Raw genomic sequence first — 17,537 nt, 5'->3', positions numbered from 1 at the left:
TCTCATTCGCCACTGACACGAGAGCCGAAGCCTCCCGATTCGTCGGACTCGATTGATTCGTTAGACTCGATTCGTGGCAGCGATCGACAAGGACATTCTCCGATTGACACTTCCGGCCCTCGGAGCGCTGATTGCCGAACCCATCTTCCTGCTCTCTGACACTGCCATGGTCGGCCACCTCGGCGCCGGTGCTTTGGGGTCGCTGGCCATTGCGTCCACGATCCTGCAGACCGTTCTGGGACTGATGATCTTCCTCGCCTACGCCACCACACCGCGGGTTGCCAGGCGCATGGGAGCGGGGGACCGCTCCGGTGCCATCAACGCAGGCTTTGACGGGATCTGGCTCGCTCTGTGCACCTCTGTGGTGCTGCTGGCCATTGGGCTGCCCCTGCTCAAACCAGTCATCGCAGCATTCGAGCCCGGTGCCGAGATCGCCGAGGGAGCGCACTCCTATCTCGCCATCTCCTGGTGGGGTCTGCCCTTCATGCTCGTCGTCATCGCCGCCACAGGACTCCTGCGCGGACTCCAGGACACGCGGACGCCCTTGATCGTGGCCGCGGCCGGGTGCATCGCCAACATCGGGCTGAACGCGATCTTCATCTATGGTCTCGATATGGGAGTCGCCGGCTCCGCGCTGGGCACCGTCATCGCCCAAGCCGGCATGTGCTCCGTCTACGTGCTGATCTCTATCAGGGCCGCACGACGATTCCATGCGACTTTCCGCCCCGACTGGTCCGGCGTGCTCGCCTCGGCGAAGACCTCCGGCTGGCTGCTGGTGCGCAACGCCTCCCTGCGCGCGGCACTGATCATCCTCGTCTTTCTCGCCACAGCCATGGGAACCACCGAGCTGGCCGCGATCCAAGTCGCCCAGAGCCTCTTCTTCGCCCTGGCGCTCGCCCTCGACTCATTGGCCATTGCGGGGCAGGCTCTGATCGGGCTGCAGCTGGGTGCGCGGAAGGTCGATGCGGTGGCTGCGATCAATCGCAGGCTGTGTCTGTGGGGCATCGTCTTCGGAGTCGTGGTCGGACTCATCCTCTTTGCGGGCGCCGGAATCATCCCGCGCGGCTTCTCTTCGGACCCCGCGGTCATCGCGCTGATGACGAGCCTGCTTCCCGTGCTTGCGCTGAGTATGCCCATCGCCGGCTATGTCTTCGTCCTCGACGGTGTCCTCATGGGTGCCGAGGACGCGAAATATCTCGCTCTGGCACAATTGGTGGCAGTAGGCGGATATGCGATCCTGCTGATTCCGGTCGTCCTCTACTGGCCCGGTGCTCTGGGGCTGTGGGCGGCGTTCTGCATCGGCTTCGTCGGCCTGCGGGCGCTGACATTGGGCTGGCGTGTGCGCAACCGCAGCTGGATTACTCGTGCGGTCGAGAAAGGAACCTCATGAACGAACGTCAGAACCTGGATCCCGCCGAGGCGGAACGCCGGAGCGCACTGAGATCACGCATCCGTCCGCTGGGCACAGAGACCTCGGACGAGGTGTTTCTGCCGTTCCTCGACCTGTGCTTCAACTGGTCGATGGACAAACCTCGGATCGAGGTCGAAGAGCTTCTCGAACGCGACGATGCCGCCTTCTACTTCAAGGACTGGGGCCGCAACGGAGACATCGCCGTCGCCGCCTATGCGCCAGATCCGAACACGGGTGACGCCGCCGAGAACGATTCCGTTGTCGGTTCGGACCCGGAGATCGTGGGCCTCGCATGGCTGCGTCTGGCCGAGTTCGATGCAGTGATCGAAAGGTCGGCTGCCGCGCCCGAGGCCACCGCGAGTGACCAGACCACCGCGACTGACCAGGCCGCCGCAGACGCGCAGGCCCCCGCTGATTCCGATGAAACAGGCGGTACCGATGACTCAGACGATGGCAATGCCACCGGCACCACCGCCGAGGTGGGGCCGCGGTTCACCGGGTACGGCTGGGTGGCCGCGGACATCCCCGAGCTGTCGTTGGCTGTCCTGCCCGACTACCAGTCGCAGGGCATCGGCGGCATGCTCCTCGACGTGGTGTGCACATTGGCGAAGATGAGCGGCTTCCCAGCCGTCAGCCTCTCGGTCGAAGACGGAAACGGCGCGGCTCGTCTCTACCATGACCGTGGATTCGTTGCGGTCGGCCGCAACGGGGATGCCGATATCCTCGTCCGCCGGCTGAAATAGCCGAGCTGATCCGAGCCGCCCCGGCCCAAGCTGTCCGGAGCCGACCCGACCGACCCGAACCAACTAAGTCGGCTAAACCAGCTAAGCCAGTTCGGGAAGTTCCTCTTCGTACAGCCACGGATGGACAACCTCGGCGAGGTCGCGACCGGCCACACCGGATATGCACGTGAGGAAATCCGAGGTCTCGACCGAGGAGTGACGATACTTCGTCGTCCACTCGGAGATCGCGGTGAAGAAATCCTCGTCACCGATCGCGAGCCGCAGCGCATGCAGGCACAGCGCTCCGCGCTTGTACACGCGGTCATCGAACATGTCGGGACCGCCCGGGTCGCTGAGCAGGAAGTCCTGCGGTTCGTCGGAAAGGGCTTCCCTCCAGGTCTGCGCACACTCGTGGGCACTGCTGCGACCCGAGGCTTCCGACCATACCCACTCCGAATAGCAGGCGAAGCCCTCGTTGAGCCAGATATCGCACCAGCGCCGAGGTGTCAGTGAGTTCCCGAACCACTGGTGGGCCATCTCATGGGCGACGAGCCGTTCGGCCTCCCATTCCTCGCCCAGGTGGTTGGGCCCCAGCACAGACAAGGGCTGTGACTCCAGCGGGATCTCGAGCTCATCATCGGTGACGACCACGTCGTAGCGGTCGAAGGGGTAGGGCCCGAACCGGTCGATGAACTCGTTCATCATGGAATGCTGGACCTGCAGCCGCGTCGATGCCTTCGGCCAATGTTCGCCCGCGTAGAGACCCAGGGGGATCGGGGAGGCCGCAGCGCCGTCCTCGGCGTCGATCTGGGAGTAGCGGTAGCGCCCGATCTGCACCGTTGCCAGGTAGGTGGCCAACGGAGTCCGGGATTCGTAGGTCCACAGGGTGCGCCCGGCCTTGCGGACCTTGTCGACGAGTTCGCCGTTGGACACGACGGTGTATTCGGATTCGGTGAGCACCCGGATGCGGTACTTCGACTTATCCGACGGGTGATCGTTGCAGGGGAACCAGGTGGATGCGCCGACGGGCTGCCCGGCGACGAGGACGCCGTCTTCGAGCTCCTCCCAGCCGACGTCGCCCCAGGCCCCGATCGCGGGCTGCGGGTTGCCGACGTAGGAGATGTCAATGCGCACCGGCTGGTTCTTGGGCAGGAGATCGGTGGTCAGCCGCAGCTTCTTGCCCCGCGTCGAGTACCGAACCCTCTTGCCGTTGACGAGAGCCTTCGTGACCCGCAGGCCTGTGAGGTCGAGGACGATCGTCTTCGTCTCCTGCAGCACCCTCCCGGTCAGGCTCGCGCGTGCGGAGAGGCGGTTAGGCCCGATCCGGTAGTCGAGGTCGAGGTCGTAGTGGTCGATGGTGAGGTCGGAGTTGCCGACGTCGGGAGTGTAGGGATCAAGCATCGTGGTGCCGCCTTGCTGGTGTTTCCGGTTCGCTGGATCCGACTTCAGGAAGTTCTGGTGCATCCACCCAGGGTATGACAGGATTGCCGCTGAAATAGGCATGCGCGGGTACGAACTCTCCGCGCATGACCAGCGACGTCGCACCGACTGTGGCATTCGTGCCCAAGCTGGAGGCAGGCAGAATCACGCTGTTGGGTCCCAGGGTCGACCCGTCCTCGAGCTCGACGGTGTCCAAACTCATCACCCGGTCGTGGAAGAGGTGCGTCTGGACCACACAGCCGCGGTTGATCGTGGAGTTGTCGCCGAGGCTGACGAGGTCGGCTTCAGGCAGCCAGTAGGTCTCACACCACACCCCGTGGCCGATCTTCGCGCCCATGGCACGCAGGTACCACACGATGGCAGGTGTCCCGACAGCGTTCCGCGCGAACCATGGTGCGGCGATGAGCTCGACGAAGCAGTCGGCGACCTCGTTGCGCCAGATGAACGATGACCACAGTGGGTGTTCGCCTGCCTTGATCGGACCCGCGCAGATCCACTTGGCTGCGATCGCGAGTCCTGCCGCCACAGCACCGGCGGCCATCATCACGATGCCCGAGGTCAGCAGCGCGAGACCGACAGAGGCCAGGAACGAACCGCCATCGCCTGCAGCACCGGCTCCACCGGCAGCTCCCGAAGCGGAGCCGGAGTTCGGCAGTCCCAGCAGGAACTCGATCGTGAGGAGAACTGCGGCGATGAGAAGCCCGGCGACCATCACCGAGGTGATGCGCAGAGTCTCGAAGAATCCGCGGGCAGCTTTGACGCCGAAGTTCGGAGCATAGGTGAGCGCCTCGTCGGCATCGACGGCGGCTCTGCGCAGCTGCACCGGGGGAGAGCCCAGCCATGAGGAGCCCTTCTTCGCCTTCGCCGGGGCTGCGGAGAGCACCGCGACCAGTGCGTTCTTCGGCACTCGTCGTCCGGGGGAGGCGATTCCCGAGTTGCCGAGGAAGGCACGTTTGCCGACCTTCGCGCGACCGGCGCGCATCCATCCGTGTCCGAGTTCGTAGCTGGCGACCATGGTGTCATCGGCGAGGAACGCGCCGGCGGCGATGGTCGTCATCTTGGGGACGAAGACCACTGTTGAGATCTCCGTGCCCGGTCCGACCTTCGCGCCGAGCATTCGCAGCCACCAGGGTGTGAGCATCGAAGCATAGAGCGGGAAGAGGAGGTCACGGGCCAGGTCGAGGAGGCGCTCGGTCGCCCAGACGCGGTAGCCGCGAGCCGAACGGACCGGGAACTCTCCCTCTTCCATGCCGATTGACAGAAGTCGCACTGACACCAGGATCAGCAGTGCAGTGCAGACGAACCACAGGCACGCGATGAGAGGAGACCAGGCGAGGACGAGCCACGGAGACTCGACGACGTCGATGCCTGAGACACCGAGCATGAGCGCGATGCCGGGCAGGGCTGCCAGATACGGCAGAGCGGCATTGATCTGAGAGCCCAGAGCATAGAGGAGGAAGGGCAGCCGGCGCCGAGGTGGGGGAGCGGGCCAACTCTTTTTGGCCTTGCCGATCCGGACCGCGGGGGACCCCGAATAGATCTGGTTGCGGCGCACCTTGCCTGTCACAGCCGATCCGGCCTCGACGAGTGCGCCTTCACCGATGCGGGTGCCCGGCATCAGGGTGGAGCGGGCTCCGATCGTCGCATTGGAGCCGACTTCGATCGTGCCGATGCGCAGCAGGTCACCGTCGACCCACCAGCCCTTGAGGTCGACCTCGGGTTCGATCGCGGCACCCTCGCCCAGGGTCAGGAACCCCGTCACAGGAGGCGCTGAGTGCAGATCGGCATCGGAGCCGATCTTATTGCCCAGAAGCTTCGCGTACCAGGTCACCCAGGGTGCGCTCGCCACCGAGACGGCCGCCGCGAGATCCGCGATGTGCTCGGCCAACCACAGGCGCTTATGCACCCATCCCGATCGCGGATAGTCTCCTGGCCTGATGCCGGCCATGAGGGCGCGTGCGGCACCGGCAGAGATGAGCATACGGCCCCAGGCAGTGACGAAGACGAGGAACAGGGTGATGATCACGGGCCAGGGAGTGACCGGAAGATCCGCGCCGAGGCTGCTGCCGATGTTCGCCAGCACCATCGCAATGACGACCCAGCGCACACCGCCGAGGATATGGACAGGTATCGCGAGCAGCGTCTGGAATGCCTGCATGCCCTTCGACGTGCGTGCGATCGTCCGTCGTGGACGTGCCGAGGCCGCGGCGGCCCCGTTGTCGACGAGACATAGGGTTGAGAGCGCCCCGAAGCGCGGGTGGGAGTAGATGTCACCGACCGTGACGCTGGGGTGCTCGGTCCGCAGCCGTGAGACCAACTGCGCGGCGGCCAGCGATCCACCTCCGGCGGTGAAGAAGTCCGTGTCCGAGCCGGGGCGAGCCCCGAGCACAGAGGACCACTGCTCGGCGATCCATTCCACCTCGGGATCGAAGACCTCGGAGCTTCCCTCCACCTCGGCGGCATCGCCCATCGGCCACGGTAGGGCGTTGCGATCGACCTTGCCCGAAGTCTTCGTCGGCAGCTCCTCGATGAGGGTGAGCCGGGGAACCAGGGCAGCAGGCAGTTCGGCGCGCAGCAGCTGTTCCCACTCGGACATGCGGGATTCCGGATCAGGTGCGCTCGAGGCGAGGTAGCCGACGAGGATGTCGGTGCCGGCCGGGGTCTGCTTGACGGCCGCTGCGGCACCTTCGACACCGGGCAGAGCCTGCAGGGCGGCATCGATCTCGCCGAGCTCGATCCGGCGACCGGCCAGTTTGATCTGCTCATCGGCACGTCCGACGAAGATGAGTCCTGTGGGGTCGTTGACGACCAGGTCACCCGAACGGTAGGCCCGATCCCAGCCCAAGGACGGCATCGGCGCGTACTTCTCGGCGTCCTTCTCAGGATCCAGGTAGCGGGCCAGCCCGATCCCACCGATGATGAGTTCGCCGGTCTCGCCTTCGGCCACCGGAATGCCGGCCGCGTCGACGACGGCCAGGGACCAACCGGCCAGGGGCAGTCCGATCCGCACCGGGTCGGAGCCGTCGAGCTGGGCACCGCAGGCCACCACGGTCGCCTCGGTGGGGCCATAGGTGTTCCAGACCTCCCGGCTCTCATCACTGAGTCGGCGCCCGAGCTCCGGCGGGCAGGCCTCTCCGCCGAAGATCAGGAGGCGGACAGCATCGAGGCTGTCGGCCGGCCAGAGAGCGGCGAGGGTGGGCACGGTCGAGACCACCGTGATGTTGCGCGAGGACAGCCACGGCCCCAAGTCCATCCCGGACTTCACCAATGTGCGGGGCGCAGGTACCAGGCAGGCACCATGGCGCCAGGCCAGCCACATCTCCTCGCAGCTGGCATCGAAGGCCACGGACAGTCCGGCCAATACCCGATCACCGGGGCCAAGCGGCTCCTCCTGGCAGAATATGGCGGCCTCGGCGTCGACGAATGCCGCTGCGCTGCGGTGAGAGACAGCCACACCCTTGGGCTTGCCTGTCGAGCCGGAGGTGAAGATGACCCAGCAGTCGTCGTCGGGAGTGGGACGGCGCAGCTCCGAGTTCTGCAGCGGTGGCCGGTCGGTGCGAGACTCGATCGACCGGTCGGCGGTGATGATGCCGGTGACGGCCGCCTCGGTGAAGACTGTGTGTGCCCGCTCATCGGGGTCGTCGACGTCGACGGGAACGTACGCTGCGCCCAGCATCATGGTGGCAAGAATCGACACGTAGAGGTCGACCGAACCGGAGGGCACACGCACGCCGACCTTGTCCCCGGGGCCGATTCCGACAGAGGCCAACCGCAGTGCGAGGTCACGTATCTCAACGATCAGCTCGGAATAGCTGAGAACCTGCTGTCCGTCATCGATGGCGGGCTGGTCGCCATGAGCTCCGGCGATCTCCAGGAGAACGTCGATGAGGGTGCGATCCTCGCGTGGTCGCGGAGGTGCGGGAAATTGCGCAGAATATACAGTCACAGGTCTTCCGGGTCGAGCGTGAGAAACGGACAGCGGCCTACGTGCCAGCCATCATCGACCAACACTCTATAGCTCGAAGGTGTCGTGAATGTGAACACGCAGCCCGGCAACAGGGTGTGGCGCGGTCTCGATCCTGATCGCAGGTGAGTCTCGGACCATGGGCATCTTCACTATGGTGCAGAGCCTTCACTATTGTGTGAACCACAGCGTGTGGGCCGAACCGCAGCATGACGGCTCAACCACAGCATGACGAGACGCAGATGTCCGTGATAGAGCTGAAGTGCGGGCGTGAGACACGTCACCCGAGCGATTTTCAATGATGAGGAGAGAGTCAATGGTCACAGTCTTCAAGAACGCCAAGGTCTTCGACGGATTCCGGTTCCTGCCGGGGGTGCGAGACATCGTCGTCGATGGGGGAGCCATCACCGCCGTCACCGAGGGCGGCCAGGGCTCACATGATGCCGGAGACACCTATATCGACTGTGCGGGCAAGACAGTCATTCCCGGCGTCATCGACTGCCACGTGCACCTGATGAGCACGGGGGCCAGCAACTCCTCGTCATTCCATGACCCGTTCTCACTGCAGTTCTACAACTCCGTGGACAATATGAGCAAGACGCTCAAGGGCGGAGTGACCACTGTCCGCGATGCCGGTGGCACCGATCTCGGTGCGAAGGTCGCAGCCGAGACGGGCATCGTCCGTGGGCCGCGTATGTCGATTGCCGTGAACATCATGTCCCAGACAGGAGGACACGGTGACTTCCACCTGGTCTCGGGCGCCGATTCGCCATTCCTCGCCCCTCACCCTGGTCGGCCCTCTGGCGTGGCCGATGGGCTCGAGGGAGTGCAGCGCAAGACCCGTGAGCTGCTGCGAGCCGGTGCCGATCACATCAAGATCTGCTCGACCGGTGGCGTGCTCTCACCCCGTGATGATCCCCGGCACTCCCAGTTCACCGAGGCTGAGATCGCCGTCATCGTCGCCGAGGCGGCTGCCCAGGGCGCGCACGTCATGTCCCATGCCCAAGGTGCCCCAGGAATCAAGAACGCGGTCCGCGCGGGGGTGCGTTCCATCGAACACGGCATCTACCTTGATGACGAAGCCATCGACCTGATGCTTGAGAACGGCACCTTCCTGGTCCCGACCCTGCAGGCTCCGCAGGCAGTGATCAAGGCCGCCGAGGCGGGTTCAGCTCTGCCGCAGTCCGTGGTCGACAAGGCGTATTCCGTCATCGAAGCCCACTATGCGTCGATCACGAAGGCCCATGAGGCTGGAGTCAGGATTGCGATGGGCACCGATGCCGGCGTCGGCCCGCACGGGGAGAACCTTGAAGAGATCAGCCTTCTCGCCGAGGTCGGCCTCTCCACTACAGAAGCCCTGGCGGCCGGCACGTCCATTGCGGCCGAACTGCTCGGCCATGACAACGTCGGGCGGATCGAGGCAGGTGCGCTCGCCGACCTGGTCGTCGTCGACGGTGATCTCAGCACCGCAGACGTCAGAGGAATCGAGTCACGTGTCAGTTCGGTTCATCTGGGCGGCGAACTCGTCTGAGGAGACTGACGTTCGACTGAGAAGACTGACGTGACTCGCTCACGAGGCTGACCATGTGCGCCAGGTGAGGGGAGACTAACCTCACCTGGCGTACAATTGCGGCGTGAGCAATCGAAACCATCCGTGCAGCGCCAATGGCAGGGACAGCGCCCGGGACGTTGGCAGAGGCGTCGATATGCGATGAACCCACTGGACTGGTCGTTTCCCATCGCCGTCACCTGGCTCATTCTCTTCGGCATCATTCTGGCCCGGGCCGGCGGGACCTTCCTCCTGGGGCGCTTGGCGCGCAAGGGAATCAGGAAGATCGAACGCATCGACGCGATCATGTCGGGACCGAAGTACCGGAAGGCCGAGGCCATGATCGAACGCTTCGGCGCCCCGGTGATCGCATTGAGCTTCCTCATGATCGGGGTGCAGACCGTTCTCAACCTGGCAGCGGGAACCAGCGGCATGAGCTATCGCCGCTACATTCCCGCGCTCGTCGTCGGCGGCTCGCTGTGGGCTTTGATCTACTCGACTGTCGGTCTCATCGGGTTCAAGGCCCTGGCCACCGCCTACAATGCGGAGCCGGGCCTGACTGTCGGTCTCGGCGCCTGCTTCGCGCTGGCGATCGTCGGACTCGTGATTGGTCTGAAGAAGAAGGACGAGAAGCCCGAACACGCCGCTCACGGCTCGGCTTGAACGGCGAGCCACCTCGGCGCGGTCCCCTGAAAGGCGAGCCACCTCGGCGAACTCAGTCTCGCGGGCGAGCCGGGAGATCCTCGGTCATATCCTCCAGCTCGATTCCCTTCGTCTCTGGCACCTTCCACCAGACGAAGAAGAACGACAGCACCGCGAAGAAGGCGTAGAAGCCATAGGCGAAGGTCAGGCTGATATCGGCGAAGATCGGGAACGTCGTCGAGATGGCGAAGTTCGCAATCCACTGGGCTGCGGCGGCCACGGCAAGCGCGCCGGCGCGAATCCGATTGGGGAACATCTCTCCCAGCAGCACCCACACCAGGGGACCCCAGGTGGCGCCGAATCCGACGACGAACACATTCGCTGAAATCAGCGCGATGATCGACCACGGCGCACCCAGCTGGGCACTGGTGGTGCCATCGGCAGCCGTGGCGAGCTCGGCGAACGAGAACGACACCGCCATCATCGCCAATGAGATTCCCATCAGGAACGAACCGGCCAAGAGCATCTTCCGACGCCCGACTCTGTCGACGAGGAGAATCGCGACGATCGTCACGACGATATTCGTCACCGAGGTGATCACCGAGGTCAGCAGGGCACTGGATTCGTCGAAGCCGACCGACTTCCACAGCGTCGTGGAGTAGTAGAAGATGACGTTGATGCCGACGAACTGCTGGAACACGGACAACAGGATTCCGATCCAGACGATCGGCTTGAGCCCGAAACGGCGACCGATGAGGTCCTTGAAGGACTCTTTGTCCTCGCGTCGGATCGAATCGCGGATGCGCTCGATGAGCGAATCCGTGTCGGTGACCCCGGTGAAGACGCGCAGAACCCGAGCCGCCTCGTCCTCTCTGCCGCGGGCGACCAGGAACCGTGGGGACTCGGGCAGTCCCAGGGCCATGAGCCCGTAGACCAGCGCGGGCAGAGCCTCGACCATGAACATCCAGCGCCAGGTCTCGATGCCGAACCACAGGGGATCGGCGGCCCCGCCGGACAGCGACGCCAACAGGGCATTCGACAGGAGCGCGGCGAAGATGCCGGTCACGATCGCCAGCTGCTGCAGGGAACCGAGGCGACCGCGCACTCGGGCGGGAGACACCTCGGCGATGTAGGCAGGGGCGATGACGGATGCGGCACCTACACCGAGACCGCCGACCATGCGCCAGATGATGAGGTCGGTGACGCCGAAGGCCAAACCTGATCCGATGGCAGAGACGAGGAACAGGATTGCTGCGACGACCATGACCGGGAGGCGGCCGTAGCGATTGGCCAGGCTGCCCGCGAACCAGGCTCCGAGCGCGCACGCCAGCAGGGCTGAGGAGACCGCGAAGCCCTTCACTCCGGCACCGAGGGCGAATTCCTCGGCCAAGGCGTCGACGGCGCCGTTGATGACGGCAGTGTCGAATCCGAAGAGGAATCCGCCCAATGCGGCGGCCAGCGAGATCCCGACGATGCGGGAGTTCACCCGTTCTCGACCGTGGAGTCTGCCGTCGGGGGATGGGTCGTTGTGAGGCAAGTGGGACTCCTCCTGTGAATGACATTCGGCACCTGGTGCGAATGCGACGTCGATGAGCTGCACCCCAGGGTATGCCACTGCGAAGATGTCCGGCACATGATCGTCCGAGAAACTCGACTGTCCGAGAAGCCCGACTGTCCGAGAAATGAGCGACTGCGGGGAGCGGAGCCGAATTGTCAGTAGAGTAAGTGCCACGTCGCCGTCGACGAGCTCGGTGGAACTCGTCATCACCACTATGAGAAAGGGACCGCCGCATGGCTGTTGCCTGGTGGAGTATCATCCCATTCGTTCTGCTCTTGGGATGCATTGCGGTCCTGCCGCTCATTCCTGCCACCGAGAAGATCTGGGACCGAAATCTCGTCAAACTCACCGTGGCTCTGGTCCTCGGTGTTCCCATCGCCGTGTGGTTCGTCATCGGCGGAGCCGGTTCCACTGTCTCCCACGCTCTGGTGGAGTACTTCCAGTTCATCGTCTTGGTCGGCAGCCTGTTCGTCGCTTCCGGAGGAATCTTCCTTGTCGGTGACATCAAGGCGACTCCGAAGAACAACACGATCTTCCTCGCCGTCGGTGGGGTGCTTGCTTCGTTCATCGGCACCACCGGGGCTGCGATGCTTCTCATCCGTCCGATCCTCAACACGAACCAGGACCGCAAGCACCGGACCCACACCGTCGTCTACACGATCTTCATCGTGGCCAACTGCGGTGGTCTGCTGACCCCACTGGGCGACCCGCCGCTGTTCCTCGGAATGCTGCGTGGAGTGCCCTTCGAATGGACGTTCGGACTGTGGCCCTACTGGCTCTTCGTCAACTCGCTGCTGCTGATCAGCTTCTATGCCCTGGATCGCAAGATGTATGCGAAGGAACCCGCCGAGGCGCTGGAAAAGGACGCGGAGTACGCCACCAAACTCGGGCTGCGCGGGGCGAGCGGACTCATCTATCTTGCCGTGATCATCATCGCCGTCGCGTTCATCCCCTCGATCGACATGCATGCGGTCGAATCCGGGCACGCAAGCTTCGCCCAATTCGTTCCCTGGCGCGAAATCGTGATGCTCGCCGCCGCACTCGCCTCATTCCTCTTCGGCGACCGCGGTGCCCGATTCAACCTCAACAAGTTCACGTGGACACCGATCCTCGAGGTCGGGGCACTGTTCATCGGCATCTTCCTCACGATGATGCCCGCGCTGGCCTACCTCGGTCAGATTGCGCATCGGATTCCGCTCAACGAGATCTCGCTCTTCGTATTCACCGGTGGACTCTCCTCGGTGCTCGACAATGCTCCGACGTATGTGACCTTCTTCGAAATGGCCGCCCAGGTGCCGGGCGAGCCCCGAGTGGCAGGCGTCGCGGAAACTCTGTTGATCGCAGTGTCCCTGGGCGCTGTCATGGGCGGGGCGATCACCTACATCGGCAATGGTCCGAACTTCATGGTGAAATCCGTTGCTGACTCGGCCAACGTGACGATGCCGAGCTTCGGCGGGTATGTCGGGTGGTCGATGACCCACTTGGTTCCGATTCTGGCCGCGATGGTGCTGCTGTTCATGACCGACGGTCTCTGGTGGAAGCTCCTCGGCATCCTGGTGACTCTGCTGGTGCTCGGACGTGCCGGTCTGAACATGCGAGAGGGCAGGCTCGTGGCAAAGAAGGGGGCAGGCTCGAACGACCGGGCGAGTGAGTCCGGCCAATGAGTCCTCGGCCCAGCGCCGGTGCGCGCGCAATCGCCGGTGTCGGGCTCTATTTCAGCTGCAATGGTTTCGTGTTTGCGGCGCTGCTGCCGTGGTATCCGCTGCTGGTCGAGCGGCTGGGGCTGAGCTCGTGGGAGTTCGGACTCGTCGTCGCATCGTTCGCGCTCGGCGCGATCGTGTCCTCAGTCGTACCGGCGCACCTCATCTCACAGTTCGGAGCCAACGCCGTCGTCGTCGGAGGCACCGTGCTGCTGGGCCTGTCGGCGGCCACAACGGCGTGGTCGGTCAACGGATGGATGATGGCCGTCTGTCTGTTCCTCGTCGGCTTCTTCGATGCCATTGTGGACGTGGCCCAGAACGTCGTGGGCATCGGGGTCCAGGAGAGCCTGTCGCGAGTCATCCTCTCGTCGATGCATGCGCTGTGGAGCTTGGGTGGGCTCGTCAGCGGTGCCCTTGCCACGATCGCCGCTGCCAATGGGATGGACATGAGGCTCCACCTGGCACTGATCACGGTGGCATCCATTATCGTGATCCTGCTGGCTCGTCGACTGATCGGCGATACCGTTCCTCGCAACGGTCCTGCGAATTCCAGTCTCGATGACGTCGCCGAGGCTGGCGCCGGTCCCAGCGAGGCTGCAGATTCCAGCGATGCTGCAAGTGCGAAGCATCCCAGTTCGAAGCGAGCCATTCTGCTCATGGCACTGCCCTTGGCTGTCGTTGCCATCTGCGGAACTGCGGTCGAGGACATCGCGAACAATTGGTCCGCGTTGGCCGCGGTCGAGTTCAGCGGTATGTCTGCCGCGACAGCCGGAATCGCCTTCAGCGTGGTCATCGGCAGCCAATGCCTGGGCCGCTTCAGTGGCGATCTGTTGGTTCAGCGTTTCGGGCCCAGCCGGATCGCTCGCCTCGGTGGGGGACTCATCGCCCTCGGCGGTCTAGGGGCTGTCACCGCATTCGAGCCCGTCCAGCTGCTGGTCGGCCTCGGCATGATGGGATATGGTTCGGCCACTCTCGTTCCGGGTGCGCTCGGAGCCGCTGCCCACCTGCCGGGAGTGGGGCGGGCCGGAGGCGTCACGCTGGTGAATTGGATTATGAGAATCGGCTTCTTGGGGACCAGTCCGGTAGTCGGCGTCATCGCCGGTTTCGGCAATCTGCGGTGGGGGCTGTCTGTTCTGATCCTCATCGGCGCCGTCACGATGGTCTTTGCCGGTCGACTGGGCGGGAGGCAGCCACGTTGAGGCTGAGCGGCTCAGCGGCTGTATGACCGAGCAGCTGAGCGACTGAGCGGCATAGCGGCCTTGAAATTGTCGCTCGGGGCCGTTGCTGGGCAGACTCGGAAGTGAACGATGTCGTGAGACATGCACCCGAATATGTGCACGATGTCGTGAGACATGACCGGGTCAGAAATGAGAAATGTGCCGCGACATCGTAGGAACGATGTCGCGACACATGACACGGTCGGGCTAGCGGTGTCTGGTTGCACGACATAGTTCACTCCTGTCTCACGACATCGATCACTGACTGTGTCACGACATCATGCACACCCTGTGTCGCGACATCCTTCACCCCATGTCTCACGACATCGTTCACACATGAAAGAGACAAACAGAAACCGCGTCATCGTCCTCGCCATCACCGAGGGCAACCTGACCGTCCTCGAAGCAGCTACTCGCTACAACGTCTCGAAGCGCTGGATCTACACCCTCCTCGCCCGCTACAGGACCGGAGGACTCGACGCTGTCGACCCACAGCCCAGACGCCCTCACTCCAACCCCAACGCCACCGACAAGGCCACGATCACCACGATCCTCAAACTCCGTGCCAGACTCATCGCCGAAGGCCTCGACGCCGGCCCGGAATCGATCTGGGACCGACTCCCAGCACAGACGAGGCCCAGCACCGCCACGATCTGGCGGATCCTGCGTCGTAACAACACGATCACCGACCAACCCCAGAAGCGACCACGCTCGTCCTGGCACCGTTTCGAAGCCGCAGCACCGAACGAGACCTGGCAATCCGACTTCACCCACTGGCCCCTGACCGATGGCACCGATGCCAAGATCATCTCCTGGCTCGATGACCACTCGCGGATGTTGCTCCATGCCACCGCCTATCCCGAAATCACCGGACGTGTCGTCATCGATACGTTCACCCAGACCATGGATACCTACGCGCCACCAGCATCAACGCTGACTGACAACGGGATGGTCTACACGACCCGCTTTTCCCGTGGCCATGACGGCAGACCCAAACAGCCCAACGGGTTCGAACAACTCCTGTCCGATATGGGCATCGTGCAGAAGAACGGGGCAGCCCACCACCCCACGACGCAGGGCAAGGTCGAGCGCTACCACCAAACGCTCAAACTTTGGTTGGCCGCAGACGGACTCGTGGCGACCTTCGAAGCACTCGATACCCAACTGGTCAGGTTCGCCCACGTCTACAACACGCAACGGCCCCACAGGGCCATTGGCAGACGCACCCCCGAGACCGCGTACACGGCCATCAGCAAAGCTGTCCCGGTCATCGACATCGCTGACACGATCTGGAGAGTCAGATACGACCAAGTTGATGCCACAGGCACGATCAGCATCCGCTATGCCGGGAAACTAAGGCACCTGGGCATCGGGAGGGCTTGGGCTAGGAAGCGAGTGCTGCTGCTCATACAAGGACCCGAAACAATGGTCATTGACCGAGATGCGGGCGAAATCATCGCTGAACACACACTCGATGCGAGCAAGGACTACCAAAAGAAGAAATGAACGATGACGCGAGACATACAGTGAACGATGTCGTGAGACATGCACCCGAATATGTGCACGATGTCGTGAGACATGACCGGGTCAGAAATGAGAAATGTGCCGCGACATCGAGTGAACGATGTCGCGACACATCACACGGTCGGGCTAGCGGGATTTGAACCCACGACCTCTTCACCCCCAGTGAAGCGCGCTACCAAGCTGCGCTATAGCCCGTTTCCGTGCTGCTTCGGAAAGCAACGAGACCCAGCCTATAACGATCCCCGGCCAAGTGCCAAAATTGCGTTTCGTGACCATGAAAAAACGAGTATCATCCCAGGTAGTCATGTGAGAGACGGGTGCAAGCCTGGGCTGGTACCGAGGATCGGTAACATTTCTGTTTCGTGATTGTTATGAAAGCACCCCAGGCGGCTATGCTTGGAGGACCAACAAGCTAAGAGGAGTCGACATGGCAAACCTGGATTATCCAGTGTCCTTGCGATACTCGCGCGACCATGAATGGGTCGAGACCACGGAGAACAGTGCGGTTGTCCGCGTGGGTATCACCGATTTTGCCCAAGAACAGCTGGGTGACGTCGTGTATGTCGATCTTCCTGATGTCGGCGATAAGACCACTGCTGGAGAATCCTGCGGCGAGGTCGAGAGCACGAAGAGCGTGTCCGATCTCATTGCACCCGTGTCCGGTTCCGTCACCGAGGTCAACGAAGGACTCGATGACGCTCCCGAAACCGTGAATACCTCCCCGTTCCAGGACGGTTGGATGTATCTCGTTGAACTCAGTGATCCACAGCAGGTCGAAGCGCTGATGGACAGTGAGCAGTACAAAGAGCTCATTCAGAGCGAGGAGGCGTAAATGTCGCAGAACAACGATCAAGGTCGTCCCAACCCCTCGCAGACCTGGTATGACAACGGTCAGGTGCCGCAGTCGAAGAGGTTCCCATTCGGCGCCGGAAACGGCGACGACGCTTCTGGACCCGAGACTCGCCACAATCCGCAGGTCGACCCCTACGGTCAGAACAACGGGGGCAGCCAGGGAAACGGCCAGCAGAACTATGCGCCGCCCCAGCAGTCTCAGGGCAGCCCAGCTCCGCAGGAGACACCTCCCTACGGTCAGGCTCCGGTGAACAACGGTCCGCAGGCTCCGCAGTACGGCAATGCTCCGCAGCACAATGGCGCTCAGCATGGTCAGTACAACACCGGACAGCAGGGCCAGTTCCCGGGGAGCCAGGGCCAGCAGCCCGGCTATCAGCAGCCTTCGCAGCAGCCGAACCAAGGCCAGTATCCTCCCCAGGGCAATCAGCCGCAGTATGGCAACCAGCCCCAATACGGCAACCAACCGCAGTACGGTAGCCAGGGACAGCAGTATGGCAGCCAGGGACAGGGACCACATCACGGCAACGGCCAGGAACAGCAGTATCGCAACGATGAGCCGGTCTCCAGTGATTCCGGCAGTCAGCAGTTCCACGGGATCCTGGATCCGCATACCGGTGAGATCCACCCTGTGCCCGACCTCGAAGGTCTGCAGGACACGGATGCACTTCTCGTCGTCGTTTCAGGTCCGGACTCGGGTTCGCAGATTCTGCTCGACACCGACGTGGTGACTGTGGGTCGCAGCCCCAACGCAGACATCTTCCTTGACGATGTCACCGTTTCGCGCAAGCATGCTGAATTCATTCGGACACCAAGTGGCTTCACACTGCGCGACACAGGCTCACTCAACGGAACCTATGTGGGTCGTCAGCTGATCGATTCCATTGAATTGCAGAACGGAGCCGATGTGCAGATCGGCAAGTTCCGGATGATTTTCCAGCAGCGTCCGCGCTCCTGACCG

General features: G+C 63.2%; 12 protein-coding genes and 1 tRNA gene. 9 read left to right on the top strand and 4 right to left on the bottom strand.

Features of this window, described 5'->3' with window-relative positions:
• Positions 1-73 precede the first annotated feature (73 nt).
• Both LQ788_RS12375 and LQ788_RS12370 read left to right on the top strand, forming a co-directional pair.
• Positions 74-1,390 (top strand): MATE family efflux transporter, encoded by a 1,317-nt coding sequence (locus LQ788_RS12375; RefSeq protein WP_231441403.1) that lies wholly within the window; start codon positions 74-76, stop codon positions 1,388-1,390.
• Entirely contained in the window at positions 1,387-2,154 is a 768-nt protein-coding gene (locus LQ788_RS12370) for a GNAT family N-acetyltransferase (protein WP_231441401.1), read from the top strand. Before LQ788_RS12375 ends, LQ788_RS12370 begins: the two co-directional genes overlap by 4 nt.
• Before the next feature lie 81 nt (positions 2,155-2,235).
• Here the strand turns inward: LQ788_RS12370 and LQ788_RS12365 are convergent, their stop codons facing one another.
• Together LQ788_RS12365 and LQ788_RS12360 are read right to left on the bottom strand one after the other, a co-directional pair.
• Positions 2,236-3,597: a M1 family metallopeptidase gene (locus tag LQ788_RS12365; protein ID WP_231441399.1), complete on the bottom strand. Its 1,362-nt coding sequence runs from the start codon at positions 3,595-3,597 to the stop codon at positions 2,236-2,238.
• Positions 3,527-7,519 (bottom strand): Pls/PosA family non-ribosomal peptide synthetase, encoded by a 3,993-nt coding sequence (locus tag LQ788_RS12360; RefSeq protein WP_231441397.1) that lies wholly within the window; start codon positions 7,517-7,519, stop codon positions 3,527-3,529. Before LQ788_RS12360 ends, LQ788_RS12365 begins: the two co-directional genes overlap by 71 nt.
• Positions 7,520-7,853: 334 nt before the next feature.
• Between LQ788_RS12360 and LQ788_RS12355 the strand changes: the two genes are divergently transcribed.
• Both LQ788_RS12355 and LQ788_RS12350 read left to right on the top strand, forming a co-directional pair.
• Positions 7,854-9,068: a metal-dependent hydrolase family protein gene (locus LQ788_RS12355; protein ID WP_231441395.1), complete on the top strand. Its 1,215-nt coding sequence runs from the start codon at positions 7,854-7,856 to the stop codon at positions 9,066-9,068.
• A gap of 180 nt (positions 9,069-9,248) precedes the next feature.
• On the top strand, positions 9,249-9,749 hold the full coding sequence (locus tag LQ788_RS12350; RefSeq protein WP_231441393.1) for a DedA family protein: 501 nt from the start codon (positions 9,249-9,251) through the stop codon (positions 9,747-9,749).
• 52 nt (positions 9,750-9,801) lie between these two features.
• On the opposite strand, the gene LQ788_RS12345 is transcribed toward LQ788_RS12350, so the two are convergent.
• Complete coding sequence (locus tag LQ788_RS12345) at positions 9,802-11,493, bottom strand: sugar porter family MFS transporter (RefSeq protein WP_394801307.1); 1,692 nt, start codon at positions 11,491-11,493, stop codon at positions 9,802-9,804.
• Positions 11,494-11,519: 26 nt separating this feature from the next.
• On the opposite strand from LQ788_RS12345, the gene LQ788_RS12340 reads away from it, so the two are divergent.
• The 3 genes from LQ788_RS12340 (at position 11,520) to LQ788_RS12330 (ending at position 15,709) form a co-directional block, all read left to right on the top strand.
• On the top strand, positions 11,520-12,950 hold the full coding sequence (locus LQ788_RS12340; protein ID WP_231441390.1) for a sodium:proton antiporter: 1,431 nt from the start codon (positions 11,520-11,522) through the stop codon (positions 12,948-12,950).
• Positions 12,947-14,185 (top strand): MFS transporter, encoded by a 1,239-nt coding sequence (locus tag LQ788_RS12335; protein ID WP_231441388.1) that lies wholly within the window; start codon positions 12,947-12,949, stop codon positions 14,183-14,185. Before LQ788_RS12340 ends, LQ788_RS12335 begins: the two co-directional genes overlap by 4 nt.
• A gap of 354 nt (positions 14,186-14,539) precedes the next feature.
• A complete protein-coding gene (locus tag LQ788_RS12330) occupies positions 14,540-15,709 on the top strand; it encodes a DDE-type integrase/transposase/recombinase (protein WP_231441386.1) in 1,170 nt (389 codons plus the stop codon).
• A gap of 139 nt (positions 15,710-15,848) precedes the next feature.
• Here the strand turns inward: LQ788_RS12330 and LQ788_RS12325 are convergent.
• Positions 15,849-15,922 (bottom strand) — tRNA-Pro (locus LQ788_RS12325).
• Between the two features lie 232 nt (positions 15,923-16,154).
• Between LQ788_RS12325 and gcvH the strand changes: the two genes are divergently transcribed.
• Both gcvH and LQ788_RS19965 read left to right on the top strand, forming a co-directional pair.
• Positions 16,155-16,559, top strand: a complete 405-nt coding sequence (gcvH, locus tag LQ788_RS12320) for a glycine cleavage system protein GcvH (RefSeq protein WP_231441384.1) — start codon at positions 16,155-16,157, stop codon at positions 16,557-16,559.
• Entirely contained in the window at positions 16,560-17,534 is a 975-nt protein-coding gene (locus LQ788_RS19965) for an FHA domain-containing protein (RefSeq protein WP_394801306.1), read from the top strand.
• Positions 17,535-17,537 lie beyond the last annotated feature (3 nt).

This window comes from Brevibacterium zhoupengii (assembly GCF_021117425.1).
Classification (GTDB): Bacteria; Actinomycetota; Actinomycetes; order Actinomycetales; family Brevibacteriaceae; genus Brevibacterium; species Brevibacterium zhoupengii.
The sequence above is the reverse complement of the archived record's forward strand: the minus strand, read 5'-3'. Positions and strand labels throughout refer to the sequence as shown.

What these genes read in the sequence shown, in the direction of transcription:
- LQ788_RS12370 (WP_231441401.1), top strand. Translation starts at nt 1,387, where the DNA reads ATGAACGAACGTCAGAACCTGGATCCCGCCGAGGCGGAACGCCGGAGC.
- LQ788_RS12365 (WP_231441399.1), bottom strand. Translation starts at nt 3,597, where the DNA reads ATGCACCAGAACTTCCTGAAGTCGGATCCAGCGAACCGGAAACACCAG.
- LQ788_RS12355 (WP_231441395.1), top strand. Translation starts at nt 7,854, where the DNA reads ATGGTCACAGTCTTCAAGAACGCCAAGGTCTTCGACGGATTCCGGTTC.
- LQ788_RS12350 (WP_231441393.1), top strand. Translation starts at nt 9,249, where the DNA reads ATGAACCCACTGGACTGGTCGTTTCCCATCGCCGTCACCTGGCTCATT.
- LQ788_RS12345 (WP_394801307.1), bottom strand. Translation starts at nt 11,493, where the DNA reads ATGACGAGTTCCACCGAGCTCGTCGACGGCGACGTGGCACTTACTCTA.
- LQ788_RS12340 (WP_231441390.1), top strand. Translation starts at nt 11,520, where the DNA reads ATGGCTGTTGCCTGGTGGAGTATCATCCCATTCGTTCTGCTCTTGGGA.
- LQ788_RS12335 (WP_231441388.1), top strand. Translation starts at nt 12,947, where the DNA reads ATGAGTCCTCGGCCCAGCGCCGGTGCGCGCGCAATCGCCGGTGTCGGG.
- LQ788_RS12330 (WP_231441386.1), top strand. Translation starts at nt 14,540, where the DNA reads ATGAAAGAGACAAACAGAAACCGCGTCATCGTCCTCGCCATCACCGAG.
- gcvH (WP_231441384.1), top strand. Translation starts at nt 16,155, where the DNA reads ATGGCAAACCTGGATTATCCAGTGTCCTTGCGATACTCGCGCGACCAT.
- LQ788_RS19965 (WP_394801306.1), top strand. Translation starts at nt 16,560, where the DNA reads ATGTCGCAGAACAACGATCAAGGTCGTCCCAACCCCTCGCAGACCTGG.